The sequence below is a fragment of the Denitrobacterium detoxificans genome (assembly GCF_001643775.1).
GTDB lineage: Bacteria > Actinomycetota > Coriobacteriia > Coriobacteriales > Eggerthellaceae > Denitrobacterium > Denitrobacterium detoxificans.
In genome coordinates, this window is the sequence record NZ_CP011402.1 from 2,253,540 (window position 1) to 2,271,644 (window position 18,105).

The following is an 18,105-nucleotide window of genomic DNA, read 5'->3' on the forward strand; positions in this document are numbered from 1 at the left end:
GCCATAGCCATTCATAGCACATTCCACTTCTCGATCCAGGCGATTCGCTGCTTATTGTGCCCAGAGCAGCATAGATGGTCGACATGCATGCGCGACGACTTGAAACCTGTTCGATACCCATCACACGCAGGAACCACATGCCTTTCCATCCAAACCGCCTAGGCACGCTTCCGGTGATCGATGCGCTTGGCCAGATGATCGCCCGCCGACTGCGCAATCTGCACGAGCACGACGCACAGCACGACTGCGACGACCATAACGTCCGCCTGCCATCGCTGATAGCCATAGCGAATGGCGATATCGCCCAAACCACCAGCACCAACCGTGCCGGCAATTGCAGAATAGCCAAACAGGTTCACCAGCGTAATGGACACGCCGCGCACCAACGAAGGCAGCGATTCCCGCAGCAATACCTTCACGATAATCTGGAACGTACTCGCCCCGAACGCCTGAGCAGCCTCGATAAGGCTCGCGTCGACTTCGGCCAGGCTTTGCTCCACGATGCGAGCCACGAAGGGGGCCGCCGAAAGCGTAAGCGGGACGATTGCGCCCGGGACACCCAGGGACGTACCCACCACGAAGCGCGTGAAGGGAATGATGGCCACCAGCAAGATAATGAAAGGAATCGAACGGCCGATATTGATGATGCAACCAAGGACCGCATTCACGCTGCGATGGGGACGCAGGCCATTCTGCGCGGTTACGCAGAACGCCACGCCCATGGGCAGGCCGATGAGGTAGGCAAACGCGCATGACGCGACCGTCATGACAATCGTGTCCCACGTGCCCTGCGCAAGTAGCGCGCCATATTGCGAAAAGAAGCTGGTCAGCCAATCCATTAGGCCACCTCCCCACTCTGGCCGTCTGCCGCCTGAGCACGCCGCATACTCGTTCCATGGGACAGCAACTCGCGCGTTACCTCACTCTGGGGATGCTCGAATACCTGCGCCGTTTCGCCCTGCTCCACGACGCGACCGCTATCGAGAACAGCTACCTTGTTGCAAATATGCTGGGCCACCTGCAGCGAATGCGTAATGAGCACGATGGTCACTCCCAGTCGGCCATTGATATCGCGCAGCAGGTCCAAAATCTGCACGGTGGTTCGCGAGTCGAGAGCGCTCGTGGCCTCGTCGCACAAAATCACGCGCGGCTCGTTTGCCAACGCACGCGCGATGGCCACGCGCTGCTGCTGTCCACCGGAAAGCTCGCTCGGATAACGATGCCCCTTATCGGAAAGGCCCACCACGCTCAGCAGCTCATTCGCGCGCGCAAGGGCGTCACTCTTCGAGACCCCGCGTAATTCCAGGGGAAACGTGATGTTATGCAGAGCCGTACGCTGCTGGAACAAACCGAAATTCTGAAAGATCATCCCCACCTGCGAACGAAGCGCCTGCAAGTCGGACCCCCGAAACGAGGTCACGTCCTTGCCATTCACCACGACGCTTCCGCTCGTGGGGCGCTCCAGCAAGTTTATGCAGCGCACGAGCGTCGACTTCCCCGCCCCGGACTCGCCGATAATGCCGAAGATATCGCCCTCTTCTATCGTTAGGTTGATACCGCTCAGCGCCGTATGCGATTCTCCGCGCGCCTCGTACGTCTTCGACACGCCACGCAATTCGATCATCGTTTCCGCCTTTCAAAGCAAGAGCGGGACACCCGAAGGCACCCCGCTCGACTAGGCTTGCCGACTTGCTTAGAAGATTGCCTCGACCGCGCCCTGATAGTGCGTTTCGATGTAATCCTTTACTTCCTGGGAAGTGAGGGCCGCAGCCAGCTTCTGGATGGATTCGCTATTCGTGCAGCATTCCTTGGTCACCAGAACGTTGGCGTAGGTCTTGGCAGCGTCGCCGCTCGCATCTTCCAGAGCAAGAGCATCCTTGGAGGGAGTAAGGCCCGCTTCAACTGCGTAGTTTGCATTGATAGCCGCAATGTTGACATCCTGGAGGGATCGCGGGATTTGAGCCGCTTCGAGCTCAACGAACTGGAGGTTCTTGGGGTTAGATACGATGTCGTTCGGCGTTGCGGTGATGCCAGCGGAATCGCTGACTTCGATCAAGCCCTCCTGCTCGAGGAGCAGCAAGGCGCGGGCCTCGTTGGTAGTGTCGTTGGGAATGGCAACCGTTGCGCCATCAGGCAGGTCGGCAAGCGATGCGGTTTTACCAGCATACAGGCCGAAGGGCTCGTAGTGAACGGCAACCACGCTCGCGAGATGCGTGCCATTTTCCTCGTTGAAAGAATCGAGGTACGGCTGATGCTGGAAGAAGTTCGCATCGACTTCCTTGTTTTCGGTAGCCGTGTTGGGCTGTACGTAATCGTTAAACTCGATAACCTTCAGCTCGATGCCTTCCTTGGCCAGCAGGGGCGCAACCACGTCATTGAGAATCTCGGCGTGAGGCGTGGGGCTTGCAGCAACCGTAATGGTGGTCGATCCCGCTTCAGAGCCCGATCCGCAGCAATCGCCCGCTTCGCTCTGTGCGTCCGTCGTGCTCGCCTGGCTGGAACCAGCGCAGCTCGCAAGGCCAAATGCCGCTACCGCCGCAAAGGAGAGCACCGCAATAGCAGCCCCCAGACGTTTAAATTTCTTTTCCTGTGCCATGGTATATCTCCTTCGTTTTTCGCTTGCCCGTAGAGTTAACCCCGCGGACCATCCTCCCGTACGCCGTCATGAACAGCGCGGCGTTTTGTGTTGATGCGGCATATTACGCTGCGAGGAATACGACTATCAAGAGATTTGATTCCACTCGTTTTAGGCAGTTAGCTATCGGTTTTTCCAAACATGCTTATTCCTAGCAATCTACCAGGACTTATAGCCATGACGCAGCCGCGTAAGACCTTCAACGGACCCCTAAAACGCGGCATCGTGAAAACCCATGGCCCGTTATCGATAATTTACGTATTGCGTTATTCCTAGTACTCCGCTAGGATTTGTGCAAACAGGTTACGGAGCACGGCACCCACCTGCTCCATCGAACAAAGAGAGAAGCTGAAATGACCATTCACGCAAGCGTTTCCGAACTCATCGGCCAGACCCCTCTCGTAGAGCTTACTCACTACGAGGCAAACCACGATCTCAACGCACGTATCGTGGGCAAAGTAGAGGCCTTCAACCCCGCGGGCTCCGTTAAGGACCGCATCGCCAAGGCCATGCTCGACGCCGCCGAAGAGGCCGGCAAGCTGAATAGCGACACGGTTATCATTGAGCCTACCAGCGGCAACACCGGCATCGGCCTGTCCGCCCTGGCTGCCGCACGCGGCAATCGCATCATCATCACCATGCCCGAGACCATGTCGGTGGAGCGCCGCAATCTCATGAAGACCTACGGCGCCGAGCTGGTGCTCACCAAGGGTGCTGATGGCATGAAGGGCGCTATCGCCAAGGCGAAGGAGCTCGCCGAGGAAATCGAGAACTCCCTCATCCCCAGCCAGTTCACCAACCCCGCTAACCCCGCCATCCACAAGGCCACGACGGGCCCCGAAATCTGGGGAGCCACCGAGGGCAAGGTCGACATCCTCGTCGCCGGCGTGGGCACGGGCGGTACCGTTTCCGGTACGGGCGCATACCTGAAGGAGCAGAACCCCAACGTAAAGGTCGTCGCCGTAGAACCCGCGGGTTCCCCCGTCCTTTCCGAGGGCCATGCAGGCGCTCATAAGATCCAGGGCATTGGCGCGGGCTTCGTTCCCGAAACGCTTGATACTGCCATCTACGATGAGGTTATCGCCATCGAAGACGAAGAGGCCTTCGAGGCGGGCCGCGAACTGGCCGCCAAAGACGGCCTGCTCGTAGGCATTTCTTCCGGCGCAGCCGTGGCGGCCGCTCGCAAACTCGCGGAGCGCCCCGAAAACGCCGGAAAGCTCATCGTGGCCATTCTGCCTGACACGGGCGAACGCTACCTTTCCACCGCACTCTTCAACTTCTAGGTTTCACGCGTGCTGGGACGCTCAGACACCCCAGCACCTTGCGCTTTACTCCATATATCGCCTTCTCGATACGGCCGCCCGCTCTGTCTTCTCGTCTCCTTCCCGCGGGCGGCCCTTCTTGTGCCCGCGCATAGCCAACGCAAAGCGCTCTCGCAAACTGGCCCAGAGACCAGCGTCGGCCCCAAGCCTCGACGTAGGTCAGAACCGCATGGAGAGCGGCAAAAACCACATGGCCAATCGGAGACAGAGACTGCAAAACGCCTGCCACGAACAGCGCAAAAGACCCCGGAGCAATGCCTGCTCCGGGGTCTTCAAACGCGCTTGCCGCACGTCCTATTCGAACGGTGCGTACAAGTTCGAGGTGAAGTACCGATCGCCGCGGTCGGGGAAGATCGTAACGATGTTGCCCGACACGCCGCGCTTCGCGAATGCCAGAGAGGCAGCCAGCGCCGCGCCCGAGGACGACCCTGCGAAGATGCCCTCGCGAGCCGCCAGAATCCTCGTAGCCCTGAAGGCATCGTCGTCCGACACCTTTACCACCTCGTCGACCAGGCTCATGTCCATGGTGTCGGCCACGAAGTCGTTGCCAATGCCCTCGATGTCGTAGTCGCCATGCTCGCCGCCGCCAATCGTGGAGCCAATGGGGTCGGCCAGCACGCCCTTAATGTTCGGGTTCTGCTCCTTCAGGTAGCGCAGCACGCCCGAATACGTGCCGCCGCTGCCCGCACCAGCCACGACGTAGTCAATCTGGCCTTCCATGTCGCGCCAGATCTCGGGGCCCGTCGTCTCGTAGTGCGCACGGGGGTTGCTCATGTTGCGGAATTGCTCCAGCGAGATGGCCCCAGGGATGCTGTCACGCAGCTCGCGGGCGCGCTTTTCCGCGCCGAGCATGCCCTCTTCGCGCGGCGTAGATACGATTTCAGCACCGAGCGCACGGCAAAGCACCTGCTTTTCCAGGGAGAACTTCGTGGGAATGACCAGAATAACCTTGTAGCCGCGGTTGAGCGCCGCATACGCAATGCCCAGACCGGTGTTGCCCGCCGTGGCCTCCACAATGGCCGCACCAGGGGCAATGCGCCCCTCGCGCTCGGCATTGTCCAGCATGGCCAAGCCAATGCGGTCCTTCGTGGAACCGCTCGGGTTCCACAGCTCGAGCTTCGCATAGAGCTGGACGCCTTCGGGGACGTCGACGTTGTTCAGTCGAACGATAGGGGTATTGCCAATAAGCTGGCGCGTCGATTCGAAGCGAGCCACCTTAGGCCTCCTTCCCCGTTGCCGCCGCAATGGCGCGACCCAGGTCGGCAATGATGTCGCGCTCGTCCTCGATGCCCACCGACAGGCGAATGAGCTCGTCGGAAATGCCCACCTTCTTGCGAATCTCGACGGGGATTGCCGCATGGGTCATCGTAGCCGGATGGCACACGAGTGACTCGACGCCGCCCAGGCTTTCCGCCAACACGACCAGATCCAGGCCCAGGAAGAACGCGTTGATGTCGGCGCCTTCCGCAAGCTCGAACGACATCATGACGCCGCCGTTCTTGGCTTGCGCCGCATTGACGTCATGACCGGGATGACCTTCCAAGCCCGGGTAATACACCGCGCGAACGCCCGGATGACTCTGCAGGAACGTGGCCACAGCCTGGGCATTCTGCACATGCCTATCCATGCGCACGCCCAGCGTCTTGATGCCGCGCTGCAGCAGGAAGGAATCGAAGGGCCCCAGCACGCCGCCCGTGGAATTCTGCAGGAACGCAATGCGCTCGCCCAGCTCGGCATTCGCGACGACCGCCAGACCAGCCACGACGTCGCTATGGCCGCCCAGGTACTTAGTGGCGGAATGCACGACGATGTCGAACCCGAACTCGAGCGGACGCTGCAGGTACGGCGTCATGAAGGTGTTGTCCGCTATTGCCAGCAGACCGTGCTTCTTCGCCACCTGGGCAATCGCACGCAGATCGGTAATGGTGAGCAGAGGGTTTGCGGGCGTTTCTACCAGCAGCGCCACCGTGCGCTCGTCAATTGCCTCCTCCACCGCCGCAACGTCCGACGTATCGACCATAACGTAGTCGATACCGAAGTTGTTGAACACCTTATCGAGCACGCGGAACGTGCCACCATACACGTTGCTCGAGGTAATCACCTTGTCGCCCGTCTTGAACAGCGACAGCACGGCCGTAAGGGCCGCCATGCCAGAGGCAAAAGCAAAGCCACGTTCGCCGCCCTCGAGCTCGGCAATCAGCGACTCGAGCGCCGCGCGCGTGGGATTGCCGGTACGCGAGTACTCGTATCCGTAGAAATCGCCCGGCAGGTGCTGGCCGAACGTGGACGTCTGGTAAATGGGCACGTTCACCGAATGCGTGGGGTCGTCGAAGCCGGCACCACCGTGGATCAACGCTGAATCAAAATGTTCGTATGCGCTCATGTGCTTCTCCTTGCTATTGCATACCGTAGGCGCGAACGCCATCTTTAACCGTAGAAATGAAGTGGATGCTCTCGTATGCCTTCAGATTCGAGGATCCGCCCTCGAAATACTTGCTCTGAATGGCAGCGGGGGCCAAATAGGTATCGATGCTCATGCCGCATCGCTTCAGCAGCGCTGCCACATCGGCCAGCTGGTAGCCGCCCGCCATGGGCTCGCCCAGCTTTTCGGCGAAATGCGCCAGTCGCTCGATGCGGTCGGAATACCCGCTCGTGAGGCTACTCTGATCGGGGAAGTCGAAGCAGAGTACACTGCCGGGGCACTGCAGCCCCGCAATGTCGCGACACGTACGCTCGAACACGGAAATGTCCAGGTAGTACGTTACGCCCAGCAACGCAAAGAACGACGGAACCGAAGGGTCGAATCCGCTTTCGAGCAGGCGACCCCTCAAGCTTTCCCTATTGAAGTCAACCGAGACGAACGTTGCATTCGCCTGGATGCCCCATCCCAGCGTTTCCAAACGATCCATCTTGTAATTACCCGTATCAGGATGGTCGATTTCGAACACGCGGATATTGCTATCGGCGTTGCGCAGGAAGAACGTATCAAGCCCCGCACCGCAGATAACGTACTGGCACGCGCCGTTCGACTTGGCAAATTGCTGAAGCAGGTCTTCCGCAAACGCGGCACGCCCCAGCAGAATGGGCGAAAGGTAATAGCGAGCAGCCGGACAGGTATCGTACGCGCTACAGGGCTCTTCGGGACAATCGATTGAAAACTCGCCCTGAACGAGACTTTGCATTTCGCGATAATCAGCATCGCCCATCAGGTCGCGCGCGAGAAAATCATCGAACACGCGCTGCCTGTCGTGCCCACAATGATAGGCACGCACGAATGAGCATAGCTTCGCTGTAACGCTGGCCGTACCCTCCAACATACGCTTCTCCTTCTACACTTTCTAATTCCTAGTAACTTGCTAGGTTTTAGAAATACTAACATAGCGAGGAGATGCGTCAACAGCGTTTTCTTTATTTCACGATGACTGGATACCGCGATGAGCGATAAGCCGCAAGCTAGCCATGCACATGCCCTTCGCCAAGCAGCTCTTCCCTGCTGTGATGATGGCCATGCACACGCGCAAGGCCATAGTGAACATGTCCATGCGCGTGGGTGATCACGTGGGTATGCATCGTGCCATCGTGCATGTGCACCACTACGTGGCTATGCTCATGCGCGTGAGAATGCGCCAGCGTATCCACCACCACAAGGGCAGCGCCCGCGGCCATGATGGCAAGCGCGACGAGAAACGTTGGCGTAAGGGGCTCGCCCAGCAGAGCAAGCGAAAGCAACGCGCCCACAAAGGGGGCGATGGCGTAATACGCGCTCGTCTTCGCAGCCCCCAGAGTGCGTTGCGCGCGAATGTACACGAAAATGCTCAGGCCATATGACACAAAGCCCAGCGCCATTGCCGGCAGCACGTACGCAAGCGAGGGAAGCGCCTCGCCCAGCACCAAGGCGACCAGAAAGGCGCCCCCACCGGAAAAGACCCCCTTGAGCACCACGATCTGATACGTGCTACGATCCGCAATTTTGCGCGTGCAGTTGTTTTCCAAGCCCCAGCACACCGTAGCAAGGAGCACGAGCAACGACCCGGGCGAAAACTCCAGCGCGTCATTCCCACCCCAGGAAAGCACGATGCTCGCCACCACGATAAACGCGATGGCCACCCAGAGTCGCTTCGACACGGGCTCGCGAAACGCTAGGAACGCAATGAACGTCGTGGCTACGATTTCGAAATTGCCCAGCAACGAGGCATTCGAAGCCGTACCAAACGCAATGCCCGCCATGAGCAAGATGGGGGCCAGAATATCAAGAACGACCATGGCCACGACGTAGGGAAAATCGCCACGGGTCAGGCGCTCTTCGGGAACTTCGCGCCGCCAATGGAACGCGTACATAACGCCCACCCCAACGCCAGCGCCCATATACAGGAACGAGGCCATAAACGTCGAGGGCACGTGCTCGAGCAGGATTTTCGATAGCGGAGCACTCACGGCATAGAACACCGCGGCAAGCAGGGCTAGCACAATGGCAATGCGGGCATTCCTCATGGAAGCTCCCTTCGTTTTCTCGCTCTGTAGTATACGCGAACGAGAATACGGGGCTCGCTGGCAAGAATCGTGCCTCAAAACGAAAAAAATTCGTCGCCGTACAGGTAAATGAGCACCAACGAGACGCGAAACACGCATGCGCGCCCTTATGGCTCAAGCGAACGTAATCCTATGCAGGCATAACGCGGCTTCACGCGCGCACGCGCGCCTTTGCGACCTGTACAGCGAAGAATTTTTTACAAAATGTGGCGCGTTTTTGCCAAGCGGCGGTACTACAGCCCAAGACCGTACGTAAGGTGCAGCATGTAGAAAACGAAACGCATGAGAAAGATGCCGGATAGCGCAAGCACGCAACCCGCAGCCGCCAAAAAGACGGCATGCGACGACGCCTTGTCCTGCAAGCGCGTCAGATACGCCCAGGCAAGAAACACGCCCATGGCTACAAACAGGGCGAACAGACACACCGCTTGCCAGAAGAACGGCACTAGGTCGGATGCCATGATGGTGAAGTTACCAACGCCTTGCAGCTGCGTGCCATACAGCGCGTACACGCCCACGTTGCACGCGGCGGCAACGGCGGAAACCAGGATCAGCAGCGCCGCACGACGCTTCAACTCGGGACGGACGCCGCCCGCAACGCCAATGGTGAGCAATGCGAGCAACGGACCGCCTACCAGGGCATTCAGCCAAATGGCAACGGGCACGAGGGGAACATTCCAGGAAGGAATAGAATCGACCGAATAGGCCAGGGAGATGAAGAGAACGAAGACGAAGCCCGTGATCACGATAAGAATGCGCCATATGCGCTTCAGACGCTCGCATGGAGCATCGTTGAACGTGAAGTACCAGAACGGACCAAGCAGGCCCAGGAAGACCACGCCGGAAACGACCTCGTTGGAAAGGGGGCTACGGCCTACGCCCGTCAGCGCATAGAGTGCGTTGCTGGGCGTACCCAAATGAGAAGCCGAGGCAATGAGCCCCACCATGGAAACAGCAAGCGGAATATAGAGCTTGCGCTCGATATTCCGCTTTTGCTTTTCCGAAAGCACGCCGCTCATCGCCCAGCAAACGACGATGATGGCGGCGAAAACGCCCGAGGGGGACAGAGCCGTGAACAGCGCAAGCGATACCTCGTTCCACGCGAATTGCGCGCCAAGCGATACGAAGTCATTCACGGCATCCACCCCCTTACGGCGTTGTTACATACGATACGCCCTTACAGCGCCACGGAGAGCTGAATCGCGTAGAACGCGAGGCGGGCGAAGAACACGGCCACGAGCGCGAAGACGCACGCTGCCGGGAGAGCCCATTTTGCATCCTTCGCAATTCCCACGCAAGCGCACACCACTGCAACGACGCCACACACCACAGCACATGCAAACGCCGGCGTGGCAGCAGACACGATTGCAGCGCCCGAGAAGAGGACGGTCTCGAAGCCAGACACGGCAGATGCATGGAGCAAGAGCGCGGCGAGGGCAACGACGGCACCGCCGATCACGAACACGAACGCAATGGCGCGAGCAGAGCCAGCAGAAAGAGCTTCGTCGCTCTGGTGCTTCATGAGGAACGCGCCCAGCACGCCGCCAGCGAACAGCGACAGGCCAACCGTTTCGAGCACCGTGTAGGCCATGCCCCAGGAAATGATGGTTTCCACGTAGTAGGCAAGACCCGTGAACAGGGCGAACAGCACGCCCAGCACGAGCAGGGCCACGTTGAACACCTTACGAGCGACGCCCTGCAGCTTGCCCATGGCGTCCAGGATCACGAAGACTATGGCCACCACGGTGAACAGACTGCCCATGGCGATCTCGTTGGACATGGGCGAAGAGCCAACGCCCATCAGGGCGAACGGAGCATGCAGCGGGTTGGCAAGATGCGCGAAAGCGCAGATGAAGCCAACGACAACCAGAGCCAGCGGAGCAAGCGTAGCAGCCGAGAGGCCCTTGGCGTCCTTGCCCTGCTCGGGAGCGGCAACCAGCGCAACCAGGGACTGGAACGCGAAGGCACCCGCGCCAATCAGCACGAACGTGGTGAACAGCGCCAGAGGCAGTTCAGAGATAGCCGTTTGCATTTAGAGCACCTCCAGGTAGTTCTGAACCATGCCGTCGGCACTGCGCAGGCCGTTGTTGGCATCCGAAGGCTGCGCATGATTCGGTTCGACGATATACAGGTTGGGGTCCGTGAGGGACTTGCGGGGCAGCGGCGCGATGTCGGCGCGATCGCCGTCGGAGGAAATCTCGCTGACGGGGCCGAACTCCAAGGCACGCAGCGGGCAGGCCTCGACGCAGATGGGGTTCTTGCCCTCTGCCACGCGGTCCTTGCAGCCGTCGCACTTCACCGAATGATCCACGGAACGATCCACCTTGGGAGCGTTGTAGGGGCAGGCCATATGGCAGTAACCGCAACCAATGCACTTGCTCTCGTCAACGGAGACCAGGCCGGTCTCGGCATCCTTGTGCATAGCGCCCGTGGGGCACACCTTCGTGCAAGCGGGGTTGTCGCAGTGCTGGCAGGAAACCGACACGTAGTAGGTGAACGTGGTGGGGCTTACCGTGCCATCAGCGTTGGTCGTGCAAGCGCCTCCGCCGTATTCGTACACCTTGCGGAAGGATACGTCGTCCGCCAGGTTCTTGTAGTCCTTGCAAGCGAGCTGGCAGGTCTTGCAACCCGTGCAGCGCTTGGCATTGAAATGAAAGCCGTACTGGGTCATCGTTACTCACTCACTTTCTCGACCTGCGCCACGTTGGAATGCTGGGGGTTAGCCTTCGCAAGGGCCGTGGGACGGTAGCGGGTAAGCGTATTGATGCAGCCGCCCTTGTCGATGCGGTCGCCATCCATGTCGGCGTCGTGCCACATGCCCTGGGGCATAACGACCGTGCCGGGGATAACGCGGTTGGTGACCTTCGCCATGATGCGAACTTCGCCACGCTCGGTCTTCACGCTCACCATGTCGCCCGTGGAGATGCCACGCGTCTGGGCGTCTTCGGGGTTGATCCACAGCTGGTGAAGGGCAGCGGTCTGCAGAACGCTGTTGTTGCTGTAAGAAGAGTGCACGTGTGCCTTGTAGTGGAAGCCCATCAGCAGCAGCGGATACTCTTCGCTTACGTCCAGGTAGCTATCGAACGCGGGGTCGAACTCGGGCAGAGCCGTGATCTTGTCGCCGTCGTTCAGCTCCCAGGTCTGGGCGAACTTGGCCAGCTTCTCAGAGTAGATCTGAATCTTGCCGGACTCGGTGGGAAGGGGGTTCGCCTCGGGGTCGGCAACGAACTTCTCGAGCGACAGCTTCGGCTTCGTGTCGCGCTTGTACACGCCCATCTTGAAGCCCTCTTCCCACGTGGGGAGCGTGCTGTCCTTTTCGCGAGCCTGCTCGTACAGGGAGCGCAGCCATTCCTCGCGCGTCTTGCCCTCGGTGAACTGATCCTTCACGCCCAGGCGCTCGGCCAGGTCGGTGCACACCTCGTAAATGCCACGGCGCTCGCCCACGGGTTCGTACACGGGGTCGCAGAAGAACAGGACCTCGTCGTTGTCGGCATAGCCGCCCTTCGAGATGTCCAGCTGCTCCTGAACGGCCAGGTCGGGAAGGATGATGTCGGAGTACTTCGCGGAGTCGGTCATGAACACTTCCGACGTGACGATGAACTCGCACTTGCTTTCGTCCTGCAGCAGTTCGTGCGTGGCGTTGATGTCGGAATGCTGGTTGGTGAGTGCATTGCCGCCGTAGTTGAACAGGAACTTGATGGAGTTCGACAGCTTCTCGACGCCCTGAACGCCCGCGTTCGTGGCGGTCATCTGCTCACCGTGATCGATGGCATCGGGCCACGTGTAGAGCGAGATGGTATCGGGAACGGGGTTCTTGCCCGCGGGGAACGTTGCGATGGCCTGAATGCTGTTGCAGCCTTCGCGACGACCGTCATTCGTGCCGGGCTTGCCAATCTGGCCCAGCAGCTGGGGCAGCACCATGATGCAACGGGCGGCGTTCTCGCCGTTGGAGTGACGCTCGACGCCATAGCCCTGGCAGATGTACACGGGATCGGCCTTGGCCATTTCATCGGCCAGCTCGATGATGCGCTGCTCGGGGATCTTCGTGATGGCGGAAGCCCAGGCAGGGGTCTTCGCCGTCTTGTCGGCGCCGTTGCCCAGGATGTAATCCTTGTAGGACGCGTTCTTGCCCTTTGCGTCCTCGGGCAGGGTCTCCTCGTCGTAGCCCACGCAATACTTATGCAGGAACTCGGTGTCCACCTGGTCGTTGGTAATCCACTGGTACGCAAGGGCGGCGCACAGCGCACCGTCGGTACCGGGAACGATGGGGATCCACTCGCCGCCCTGGCCGCACACCGTGTCGCTCATGCGGGGGTCGATGCAGATGACGCGGAGGTTCTTCGCCTCGCGCATGCGAGCGAAGTCCCACGTGTGGCCGCCGCCACCCATGCGGGTATCGGCGGGGCTGTTGCCGAACATGACCACGAGCTCATTGTCCTGCAGCGTCAGGAACGAGCTGCCGTAAGTACCGCCACCGTAGGTGTAGGTGCCCGCAGCGGAAATCTGCGCGGAGCTGTAGGAGCCGTAGGTCTTCAGATAACCGCCCGTAAGGTTGAAGAGGCGGTTAACCGGGGTGCCGGCGATGATGCCCGAGGACACGCCCGATGCGTAGTGAATGTACATGGCGGTGTCGCCATACGTGCTGCGGATGCGCTTCATCTCGCTGGCGATGGTGTCCAGAGCCTCATCCCAGGAGATGCGCTCGTACTTGCCCTCGCCACGCTTGGTGCCCGCCACGCGCTTCATGGGGTAGTTCAGGCGGTCGGGCGACTGGAGCCAACGGCGAATGGAACGACCGCGCAGGCATGCACGCACCTGAACGGAATTCATGTCGCTGGAACCGGTGTTGTCGGATTCCACGTACTCGATGGAGCCATCTTTCACATGGCACTGCAGTGCGCACGCGCCACCGCAGTTAACGCCGCAGTGCTGCCATACCGTCTGCTCTTCGGTATCTGCATGAGCGATAGACGACTCACCGAAAAGGGAGCCCTCCGCACTAATTGCCCCGCCGGCTGCCGCAAGCGCGCCAAGCGCACCCGCAGTCTTCACGAACGACCGGCGATTCATAGTGACGTCGTTCATCAATTTCCTCCTCTAACTGTCTGCTTTCAGCTTGAGTTGCTTCTCGTCTCTCTGTTGCGCAACAGACGATTTCGTTGCCCACTATAGGCATTTGCGCAGTTCAATGTGTCACCAAAAATACGTGACTTAAGCGTATGGCGTTGTATTGCACGCCGTTTCGGATAAGAATGGGCACAACGGAAGAATCAAAAGGGAGAGCATGACGAAAGCAGCCATCACAACCACCCTCAAAAGCATCAAGCCCACCTACGTCAGTCTGGGCTACGCGCTCTTCGTCGCCGTTAACGCAACGGTCATTTGGGGCGGCGTCTTCCCCTTCCTACCCATGAGCTTCCAGGCGCGCGAAATCACCGTCTCGTTCTTCCTCACGCAGTCGATTGCCTTCATGTTCTACTTCGTGCTCTGCACCCTCTGCGCGCGCTTCAACACCATCCGGCCCGTGCATCGTTTCCTCGAGCACAACTCCATTGGCTACGCGCTCGGCTGGATTGCGCTTATCGCCGCAACATACGTCAACGACCATGTCTTGGAGCTCACGCTGCTGGGCGGCGTGCTCATTGGCTTCAACACGGCAGGCTTCTTCGTGCGATGGAACGTCATCTTCGCCGCAGACAAGGAACGCAAGAGCTCAGTGGAACTGCTGCGCGGCATGGCGTACGCGCCGCTGGTGTACTTCGCGCTGTATCTCATCCCCATCGCCATGACGGTATACCTGGTGCCCCTGGTGTTCATGCCGCTGTTCACGCTGGCGATGAAGCAAGCGCGCAAGGGCCACGAAAAGGAAATCGAGCACTTCGAGCACTTCGAGAACGAAGCCGCCAGGCAGAATAGCTATCGCCAGGTCATTCGCGACTACTGGAAGGCCGCCGTGTGCATTGGCTCGGTGGGCTTCGCCAGCGGCGTCATGCGCTCCATTGCCGTGTCCACGCCCGCCAATGGCGAGCTGGTGAACATGGCCTCCATGGTGGGCGTTCTTATATCGTCCCTGCTCCTGTTTGCGCTCTGGTCGAACAGGCCCATGAAGATCAACACGGTCACGCTCTTCCGTATCATCTTCCCCGCCCTCATGGCGCTCATTGCGCTCATGCCCCTGTTCGGCGAAGCGTACCTGCAGTATTTCGCGGCCATTACCTACGCCATCTACGGCTGCGCGATCATCATCATGATGATGCAATGCGAGAAGGCGGCGCGCGTGCGCGGCGTTACCGTGGCCTTCGTATACGGATTTACGGGCGCCATCATCTACGCCATGCACGACTTCGGTTTCATCACCGGGCAATTCGCCTCGGAGCTGGTGTTCGCCGGCGCCGACGTGCCCATCGCCAGCGCCTTCGTCATGGCGTACGTGCTGGCCTTCGCCATGTACCTGGCACACAACGCATCCGCCCCCACCGCATCGGGCGAGCCCCGAGCAGACCACGTGGAATTCGTCTCCTCGTCGGCCACGCCTGAAACCCGCAAGCGCGCTTCCGCCGGCAATCGCGAGGGCAAGCAGGCCGAAGTGCAGGACCGCCTTTCGAAGCAGGTGGCCCTTGCGGCTGAGCATTACGAGCTTTCGAAGCGCGAAGCCGAGATCCTCAACATGTTCGTACATGGCCATTCCGCCAAGCGCGTAGCCGAAGAGCTGCTCGTTTCCGAGAACACGGTGAACACGCACGTGAAGCGCATGTACCGCAAGCTGGGCGTGCATAAGAAGCAGCAGCTCGTGGACTTGGTGGAAACGTTCAACCCGAAGGCCTTCAGCAGCAAGGACGACTAGGCGCAAACTACCAGGGGGGTCGGATTGCGAAGCACCCCGCGACGTCCGCTTCATCGCGCCGCACACGATAGCCGTCCTCCAGCGAGCCATTCTGCCTCACTCCGCACGTCCTTTTCGCCGCAGGGCCTACACAAAGCAACGCTATACTTAGCCGCCATGAAACTTTCCGCAGATGAAATACGCGAGCTAGACGCCTTGCTCGAACCGCTCTACGCCGACGAGCAGGTGCAGAGCATGAACGACTTCGTGCAACACGGAGCCGTATCGACGTACGCGCATTGCCGCAACGTCACCGACGCGAGCTTCTGGATCAACCGCCATCTGGGGTTTCATGCCGACGAACCCACGCTTGTCACCGCGGCGCTGCTTCACGACTTCTACCTGTACGACTGGCACGGCAGCGGTTGGCGCCATTCCTATCGGCACCCACTCTGCGCAAGCCGCAACGCCCAGGCGCGCTTCGGCATAAGCGAGCGCACGGCAAGCGCCATCGAATCGCACATGTGGCCCATTGGCATCACGCGCCCGCCGCGTACCCGCGAGGCCCTGGTGCTCTGTATTGCCGACAAGTATTGCGCGCTTCTGGAAACGCTGCTTTTGCGCAAGGAGGCGAAGAGCCTGTGTCGGTAAGCGCCTGCGTCGTCTGGTTCATGGCATTTAGCCTGCTGGGCTGGGTTTACGAAACCATCTACTGCACCATCAAAGAGCAGAGTTGGCAAAACCGCGGCTTCCTGTACGGCCCCATCTGCCCCATCTATGGCGCGGGCGCCATGGCCGCCATCCTCACCTGCTCGCTGCTGAACCAAGCAGGCATTCAGCTCGAATGGTGGCACGTCTTCCTCATCACGTGCCTGGGAAGCATGCCCCTGGAATACGGCACGCACTGGGCGCTCGAGGCCATCTTCGATGCCTATTGGTGGGATTACTCGAACATGCCGCTCAATCTGAATGGGCGCATCTGCCTGCCCGCATCGCTGCTGTTTGGCGCGGGCGGCCTGCTCGTCTACTTCGTGCTGTTCCCATTCGCGCAGAGCGTGAACGCCCACATCCCGAGCATGGCCATGGACATCATGGCCCTGGTATTCGTGGCGCTTCTTTCCGTAGACGCAACGCTTACCATTTCCGCACTCACGCAATTCGCGCAGGCGGCAAAGCGCATCGAGACGACCGTCGACGAGCGCATGACCCAGTGGGTGGAATCGGCCGTGGCGACCGGCCAAAACATCTCCGAACAGCGCGAACGCCTTACCAGCCTTACACGCCGGGAAATCGCCGAGCAGGTTGGCGTACTTGCACGCACCAGCGTTACGCGCGTGAAGGGCTTTCGCGTGAAGGGCGCCGACGCCGCTACGTCGCAACTCGAGGCATTGCGCAACAAGCTTCGCACACGCAGCGAGAAGAAGAATCACTAGCCCTTTTGACTAGGGCATACGCTGAAGGGCACGCTCCACATGCGCAAGGGCTTTGGCCAATACGGTATACGCCCAAGCCGTGAAGCGCTCGGGATGGTCGGTAAGTTCGGCGGCCAAATCGCCCGCTGCAACCCAGCGCATTTCGTCCACCTCGGCAGGGTCGGGCGTAAGACTGCCTACGCATTCAGCCAGGAACACGTGGTCGTATTCGTACTCGCACAGGCCGTCGGGAAAGGGCGCGCGGTACATGAAGGAATCAATTTCCTGGACGCGTGCAATACCCGCACCCAGCTCTTCACGCACGCGACGCGGCACGGCTTCTTCGAGCGTTTCGCCTGCACGCGGATGAGAGCAGCAGGAATTCGTCCACAGCCCGCCCGAATGGTACTTGCAAGCAGCGCGCTTGGTGAGCAGAAACTCAACTTCGGCGGGACGATCCCAATCCACGGAATCATTGCCAGGCTGACGCACCAGCACAACGGAAAAGGCGCGATGAAGAAGCCCTTCGCGGTGCGCACGCTCCTTCGTTGCGATGTCGACCTGCCGATCGAGCGCATCGACGAGGATGAGCTGGTCTTCGCGCGCGGCATCGCGCTGCAGGTTTTCGTTCATGTGCACCCCTTCGAACGGCCGGAAGGCGTTTCCTGCTTCTTCAGCATGGGCCATTCGGCCACCCGTACGCCTGAAACGGCTAAACACGTCATTGCGTGAAACGATACTCCGTTCACTCGGAATTAGCCACGTACCTGCGAAGATGCTTCCGCATCGTTACCAAGGAAAGCTATTCCATAAGATCATCGACGCCCTGACACGTAAGATGAGCAAGCAACTGAGCGGCGCGCTCTTGAGGCACGAGGCGCCCGCCGCGCACCCATTGCCGATAAAAGTCGAGTGCGGTCGTGCGGATGAAATTCAGCACGAGCTCTTCCTCGGGCTCGGGAAGCCAGCCGAACGGATCCTTGCCCAACCGTCGATACCGATTCATCTGCTCGGCATACACGCGCCCGCCAAAATCGTAGCTGCCTGCATGGCATACCAGCCGCTCTGCGCGATCGCCCTGAGAGACAAGAAACAGGAAGAATCGACGAGCATGTCCGTCGATATCCTTGGGCTTATCGGGAGTCGTTTCGTAATGCTCGAAGAACTCATCCATAAGCTCGGTCACCACTTCGTCAAAGAGTGACTCGATGGTCTCGTAATGCAGATAGAAGGTCTTCCGGTTGATGCCCGCCCTATCGGTGAGCTCCTTTACCTTGATGCGGTCGGCATTCTTTTCGACCATCAAGTCTTCGAACGCACGGCGAATTGCCGCACGCGTTCTAAGCGATCTGGGATCTAGGCGTGCGGTCATGTGCCCTCCCT

General features: G+C 59.8%; 17 protein-coding genes. 4 read left to right on the plus strand and 13 right to left on the minus strand.

The annotated features are described in order from the left end of the window. Positions 1–158: 158 nt before the first annotated feature. From AAY81_RS09180 to AAY81_RS09190, 3 genes are all read right to left on the minus strand, one after another. Positions 159–839, minus strand: a complete 681-nt coding sequence (locus AAY81_RS09180; protein ID WP_066664268.1) for a methionine ABC transporter permease — start codon at positions 837–839, stop codon at positions 159–161. Beyond that, positions 839–1,624 carry a methionine ABC transporter ATP-binding protein gene (locus AAY81_RS09185; protein WP_066664271.1) on the minus strand — a complete coding sequence of 262 codons (786 nt, stop codon included), beginning with the start codon at positions 1,622–1,624 and terminating at the stop codon, positions 839–841. The genes AAY81_RS09180 and AAY81_RS09185 overlap by 1 nt, the downstream gene beginning before the upstream one ends. A 69-nt stretch (positions 1,625–1,693) precedes the next feature. After that, positions 1,694–2,596 (minus strand): MetQ/NlpA family ABC transporter substrate-binding protein, encoded by a 903-nt coding sequence (locus AAY81_RS09190; RefSeq protein ID WP_066664274.1) that lies wholly within the window; start codon positions 2,594–2,596, stop codon positions 1,694–1,696. 392 nt (positions 2,597–2,988) lie between these two features. Between AAY81_RS09190 and cysK the strand changes: the two genes are divergently transcribed. Then, positions 2,989–3,918, plus strand: coding sequence for a cysteine synthase A (cysK, locus tag AAY81_RS09195; RefSeq protein ID WP_066664276.1), 930 nt, complete (start codon positions 2,989–2,991; stop codon positions 3,916–3,918). 333 nt (positions 3,919–4,251) lie between these two features. Here cysK and AAY81_RS09200 read toward each other — a convergent pair whose 3' ends face one another. From AAY81_RS09200 to AAY81_RS09235, 8 genes are all read right to left on the minus strand, one after another. After that, positions 4,252–5,172, minus strand: coding sequence for a PLP-dependent cysteine synthase family protein (locus tag AAY81_RS09200; protein WP_066664279.1), 921 nt, complete (start codon positions 5,170–5,172; stop codon positions 4,252–4,254). A gap of 1 nt (position 5,173) precedes the next feature. Beyond that, a complete protein-coding gene (locus AAY81_RS09205; RefSeq protein WP_066664282.1) occupies positions 5,174–6,340 on the minus strand; it encodes a trans-sulfuration enzyme family protein in 1,167 nt (388 codons plus the stop codon). A gap of 13 nt (positions 6,341–6,353) precedes the next feature. Next, a complete protein-coding gene (locus AAY81_RS09210) occupies positions 6,354–7,274 on the minus strand; it encodes a class I SAM-dependent methyltransferase (RefSeq protein ID WP_066664285.1) in 921 nt (306 codons plus the stop codon). A gap of 136 nt (positions 7,275–7,410) precedes the next feature. Further along, positions 7,411–8,448, minus strand: coding sequence for a DMT family transporter (locus tag AAY81_RS09215; protein WP_066664288.1), 1,038 nt, complete (start codon positions 8,446–8,448; stop codon positions 7,411–7,413). A 272-nt stretch (positions 8,449–8,720) separates the two neighbouring features. Continuing rightward, positions 8,721–9,623 (minus strand): dimethyl sulfoxide reductase anchor subunit family protein, encoded by a 903-nt coding sequence (locus AAY81_RS09220; protein ID WP_066665221.1) that lies wholly within the window; start codon positions 9,621–9,623, stop codon positions 8,721–8,723. A gap of 41 nt (positions 9,624–9,664) precedes the next feature. Next, entirely contained in the window at positions 9,665–10,519 is an 855-nt protein-coding gene (locus AAY81_RS09225; RefSeq protein WP_066664291.1) for a dimethyl sulfoxide reductase anchor subunit family protein, read from the minus strand. Continuing rightward, entirely contained in the window at positions 10,520–11,158 is a 639-nt protein-coding gene (locus tag AAY81_RS09230) for a DMSO/selenate family reductase complex B subunit (protein WP_066664294.1), read from the minus strand. Positions 11,159–11,160: 2 nt separating this feature from the next. After that, positions 11,161–13,572: a DMSO/selenate family reductase complex A subunit gene (locus AAY81_RS09235; protein WP_066664297.1), complete on the minus strand. Its 2,412-nt coding sequence runs from the start codon at positions 13,570–13,572 to the stop codon at positions 11,161–11,163. A gap of 199 nt (positions 13,573–13,771) precedes the next feature. Here AAY81_RS09235 and AAY81_RS09240 point away from each other — a divergent pair, with 199 nt between their 5' ends. The 3 genes from AAY81_RS09240 (at position 13,772) to AAY81_RS09250 (ending at position 16,743) form a co-directional block, all read left to right on the plus strand. After that, positions 13,772–15,331 (plus strand): helix-turn-helix transcriptional regulator, encoded by a 1,560-nt coding sequence (locus AAY81_RS09240; RefSeq protein WP_066664301.1) that lies wholly within the window; start codon positions 13,772–13,774, stop codon positions 15,329–15,331. A 156-nt stretch (positions 15,332–15,487) separates the two neighbouring features. After that, entirely contained in the window at positions 15,488–15,961 is a 474-nt protein-coding gene (locus AAY81_RS09245) for an HD domain-containing protein (protein ID WP_066664304.1), read from the plus strand. After that, positions 15,952–16,743: a putative ABC transporter permease gene (locus tag AAY81_RS09250; protein WP_066664307.1), complete on the plus strand. Its 792-nt coding sequence runs from the start codon at positions 15,952–15,954 to the stop codon at positions 16,741–16,743. Before AAY81_RS09245 ends, AAY81_RS09250 begins: the two co-directional genes overlap by 10 nt. Before the next feature lie 9 nt (positions 16,744–16,752). Here the strand turns inward: AAY81_RS09250 and idi are convergent, their stop codons facing one another. Both idi and AAY81_RS09260 read right to left on the minus strand, forming a co-directional pair. After that, positions 16,753–17,355 carry an isopentenyl-diphosphate Delta-isomerase gene (gene idi / locus AAY81_RS09255; protein ID WP_066664310.1) on the minus strand — a complete coding sequence of 201 codons (603 nt, stop codon included), beginning with the start codon at positions 17,353–17,355 and terminating at the stop codon, positions 16,753–16,755. Between the two features lie 169 nt (positions 17,356–17,524). Next, positions 17,525–18,094, minus strand: a complete 570-nt coding sequence (locus AAY81_RS09260; RefSeq protein WP_074777070.1) for a TetR/AcrR family transcriptional regulator — start codon at positions 18,092–18,094, stop codon at positions 17,525–17,527. Between the last annotated feature and the right edge of the window lie 11 nt (positions 18,095–18,105).

Bases quoted from the DNA above. Each gene is read 5' to 3' on its own strand.
- AAY81_RS09245 (WP_066664304.1), top strand. From the start codon at position 15,488: ATGAAACTTTCCGCAGATGAAATACGCGAGCTAGACGCCTTGCTCGAA.
- AAY81_RS09190 (WP_066664274.1), bottom strand. From the start codon at position 2,596: ATGGCACAGGAAAAGAAATTTAAACGTCTGGGGGCTGCTATTGCGGTG.
- AAY81_RS09180 (WP_066664268.1), bottom strand. From the start codon at position 839: ATGGATTGGCTGACCAGCTTCTTTTCGCAATATGGCGCGCTACTTGCG.
- AAY81_RS09240 (WP_066664301.1), top strand. From the start codon at position 13,772: ATGACGAAAGCAGCCATCACAACCACCCTCAAAAGCATCAAGCCCACC.
- AAY81_RS09235 (WP_066664297.1), bottom strand. From the start codon at position 13,572: ATGAACGACGTCACTATGAATCGCCGGTCGTTCGTGAAGACTGCGGGT.
- AAY81_RS09230 (WP_066664294.1), bottom strand. From the start codon at position 11,158: ATGACCCAGTACGGCTTTCATTTCAATGCCAAGCGCTGCACGGGTTGC.
- AAY81_RS09225 (WP_066664291.1), bottom strand. From the start codon at position 10,519: ATGCAAACGGCTATCTCTGAACTGCCTCTGGCGCTGTTCACCACGTTC.
- idi (WP_066664310.1), bottom strand. From the start codon at position 17,355: ATGAACGAAAACCTGCAGCGCGATGCCGCGCGCGAAGACCAGCTCATC.
- AAY81_RS09260 (WP_074777070.1), bottom strand. From the start codon at position 18,094: ATGACCGCACGCCTAGATCCCAGATCGCTTAGAACGCGTGCGGCAATT.
- AAY81_RS09205 (WP_066664282.1), bottom strand. From the start codon at position 6,340: ATGAGCGCATACGAACATTTTGATTCAGCGTTGATCCACGGTGGTGCC.
- cysK (WP_066664276.1), top strand. From the start codon at position 2,989: ATGACCATTCACGCAAGCGTTTCCGAACTCATCGGCCAGACCCCTCTC.
- AAY81_RS09210 (WP_066664285.1), bottom strand. From the start codon at position 7,274: ATGTTGGAGGGTACGGCCAGCGTTACAGCGAAGCTATGCTCATTCGTG.
- AAY81_RS09215 (WP_066664288.1), bottom strand. From the start codon at position 8,448: ATGAGGAATGCCCGCATTGCCATTGTGCTAGCCCTGCTTGCCGCGGTG.
- AAY81_RS09185 (WP_066664271.1), bottom strand. From the start codon at position 1,624: ATGATCGAATTGCGTGGCGTGTCGAAGACGTACGAGGCGCGCGGAGAA.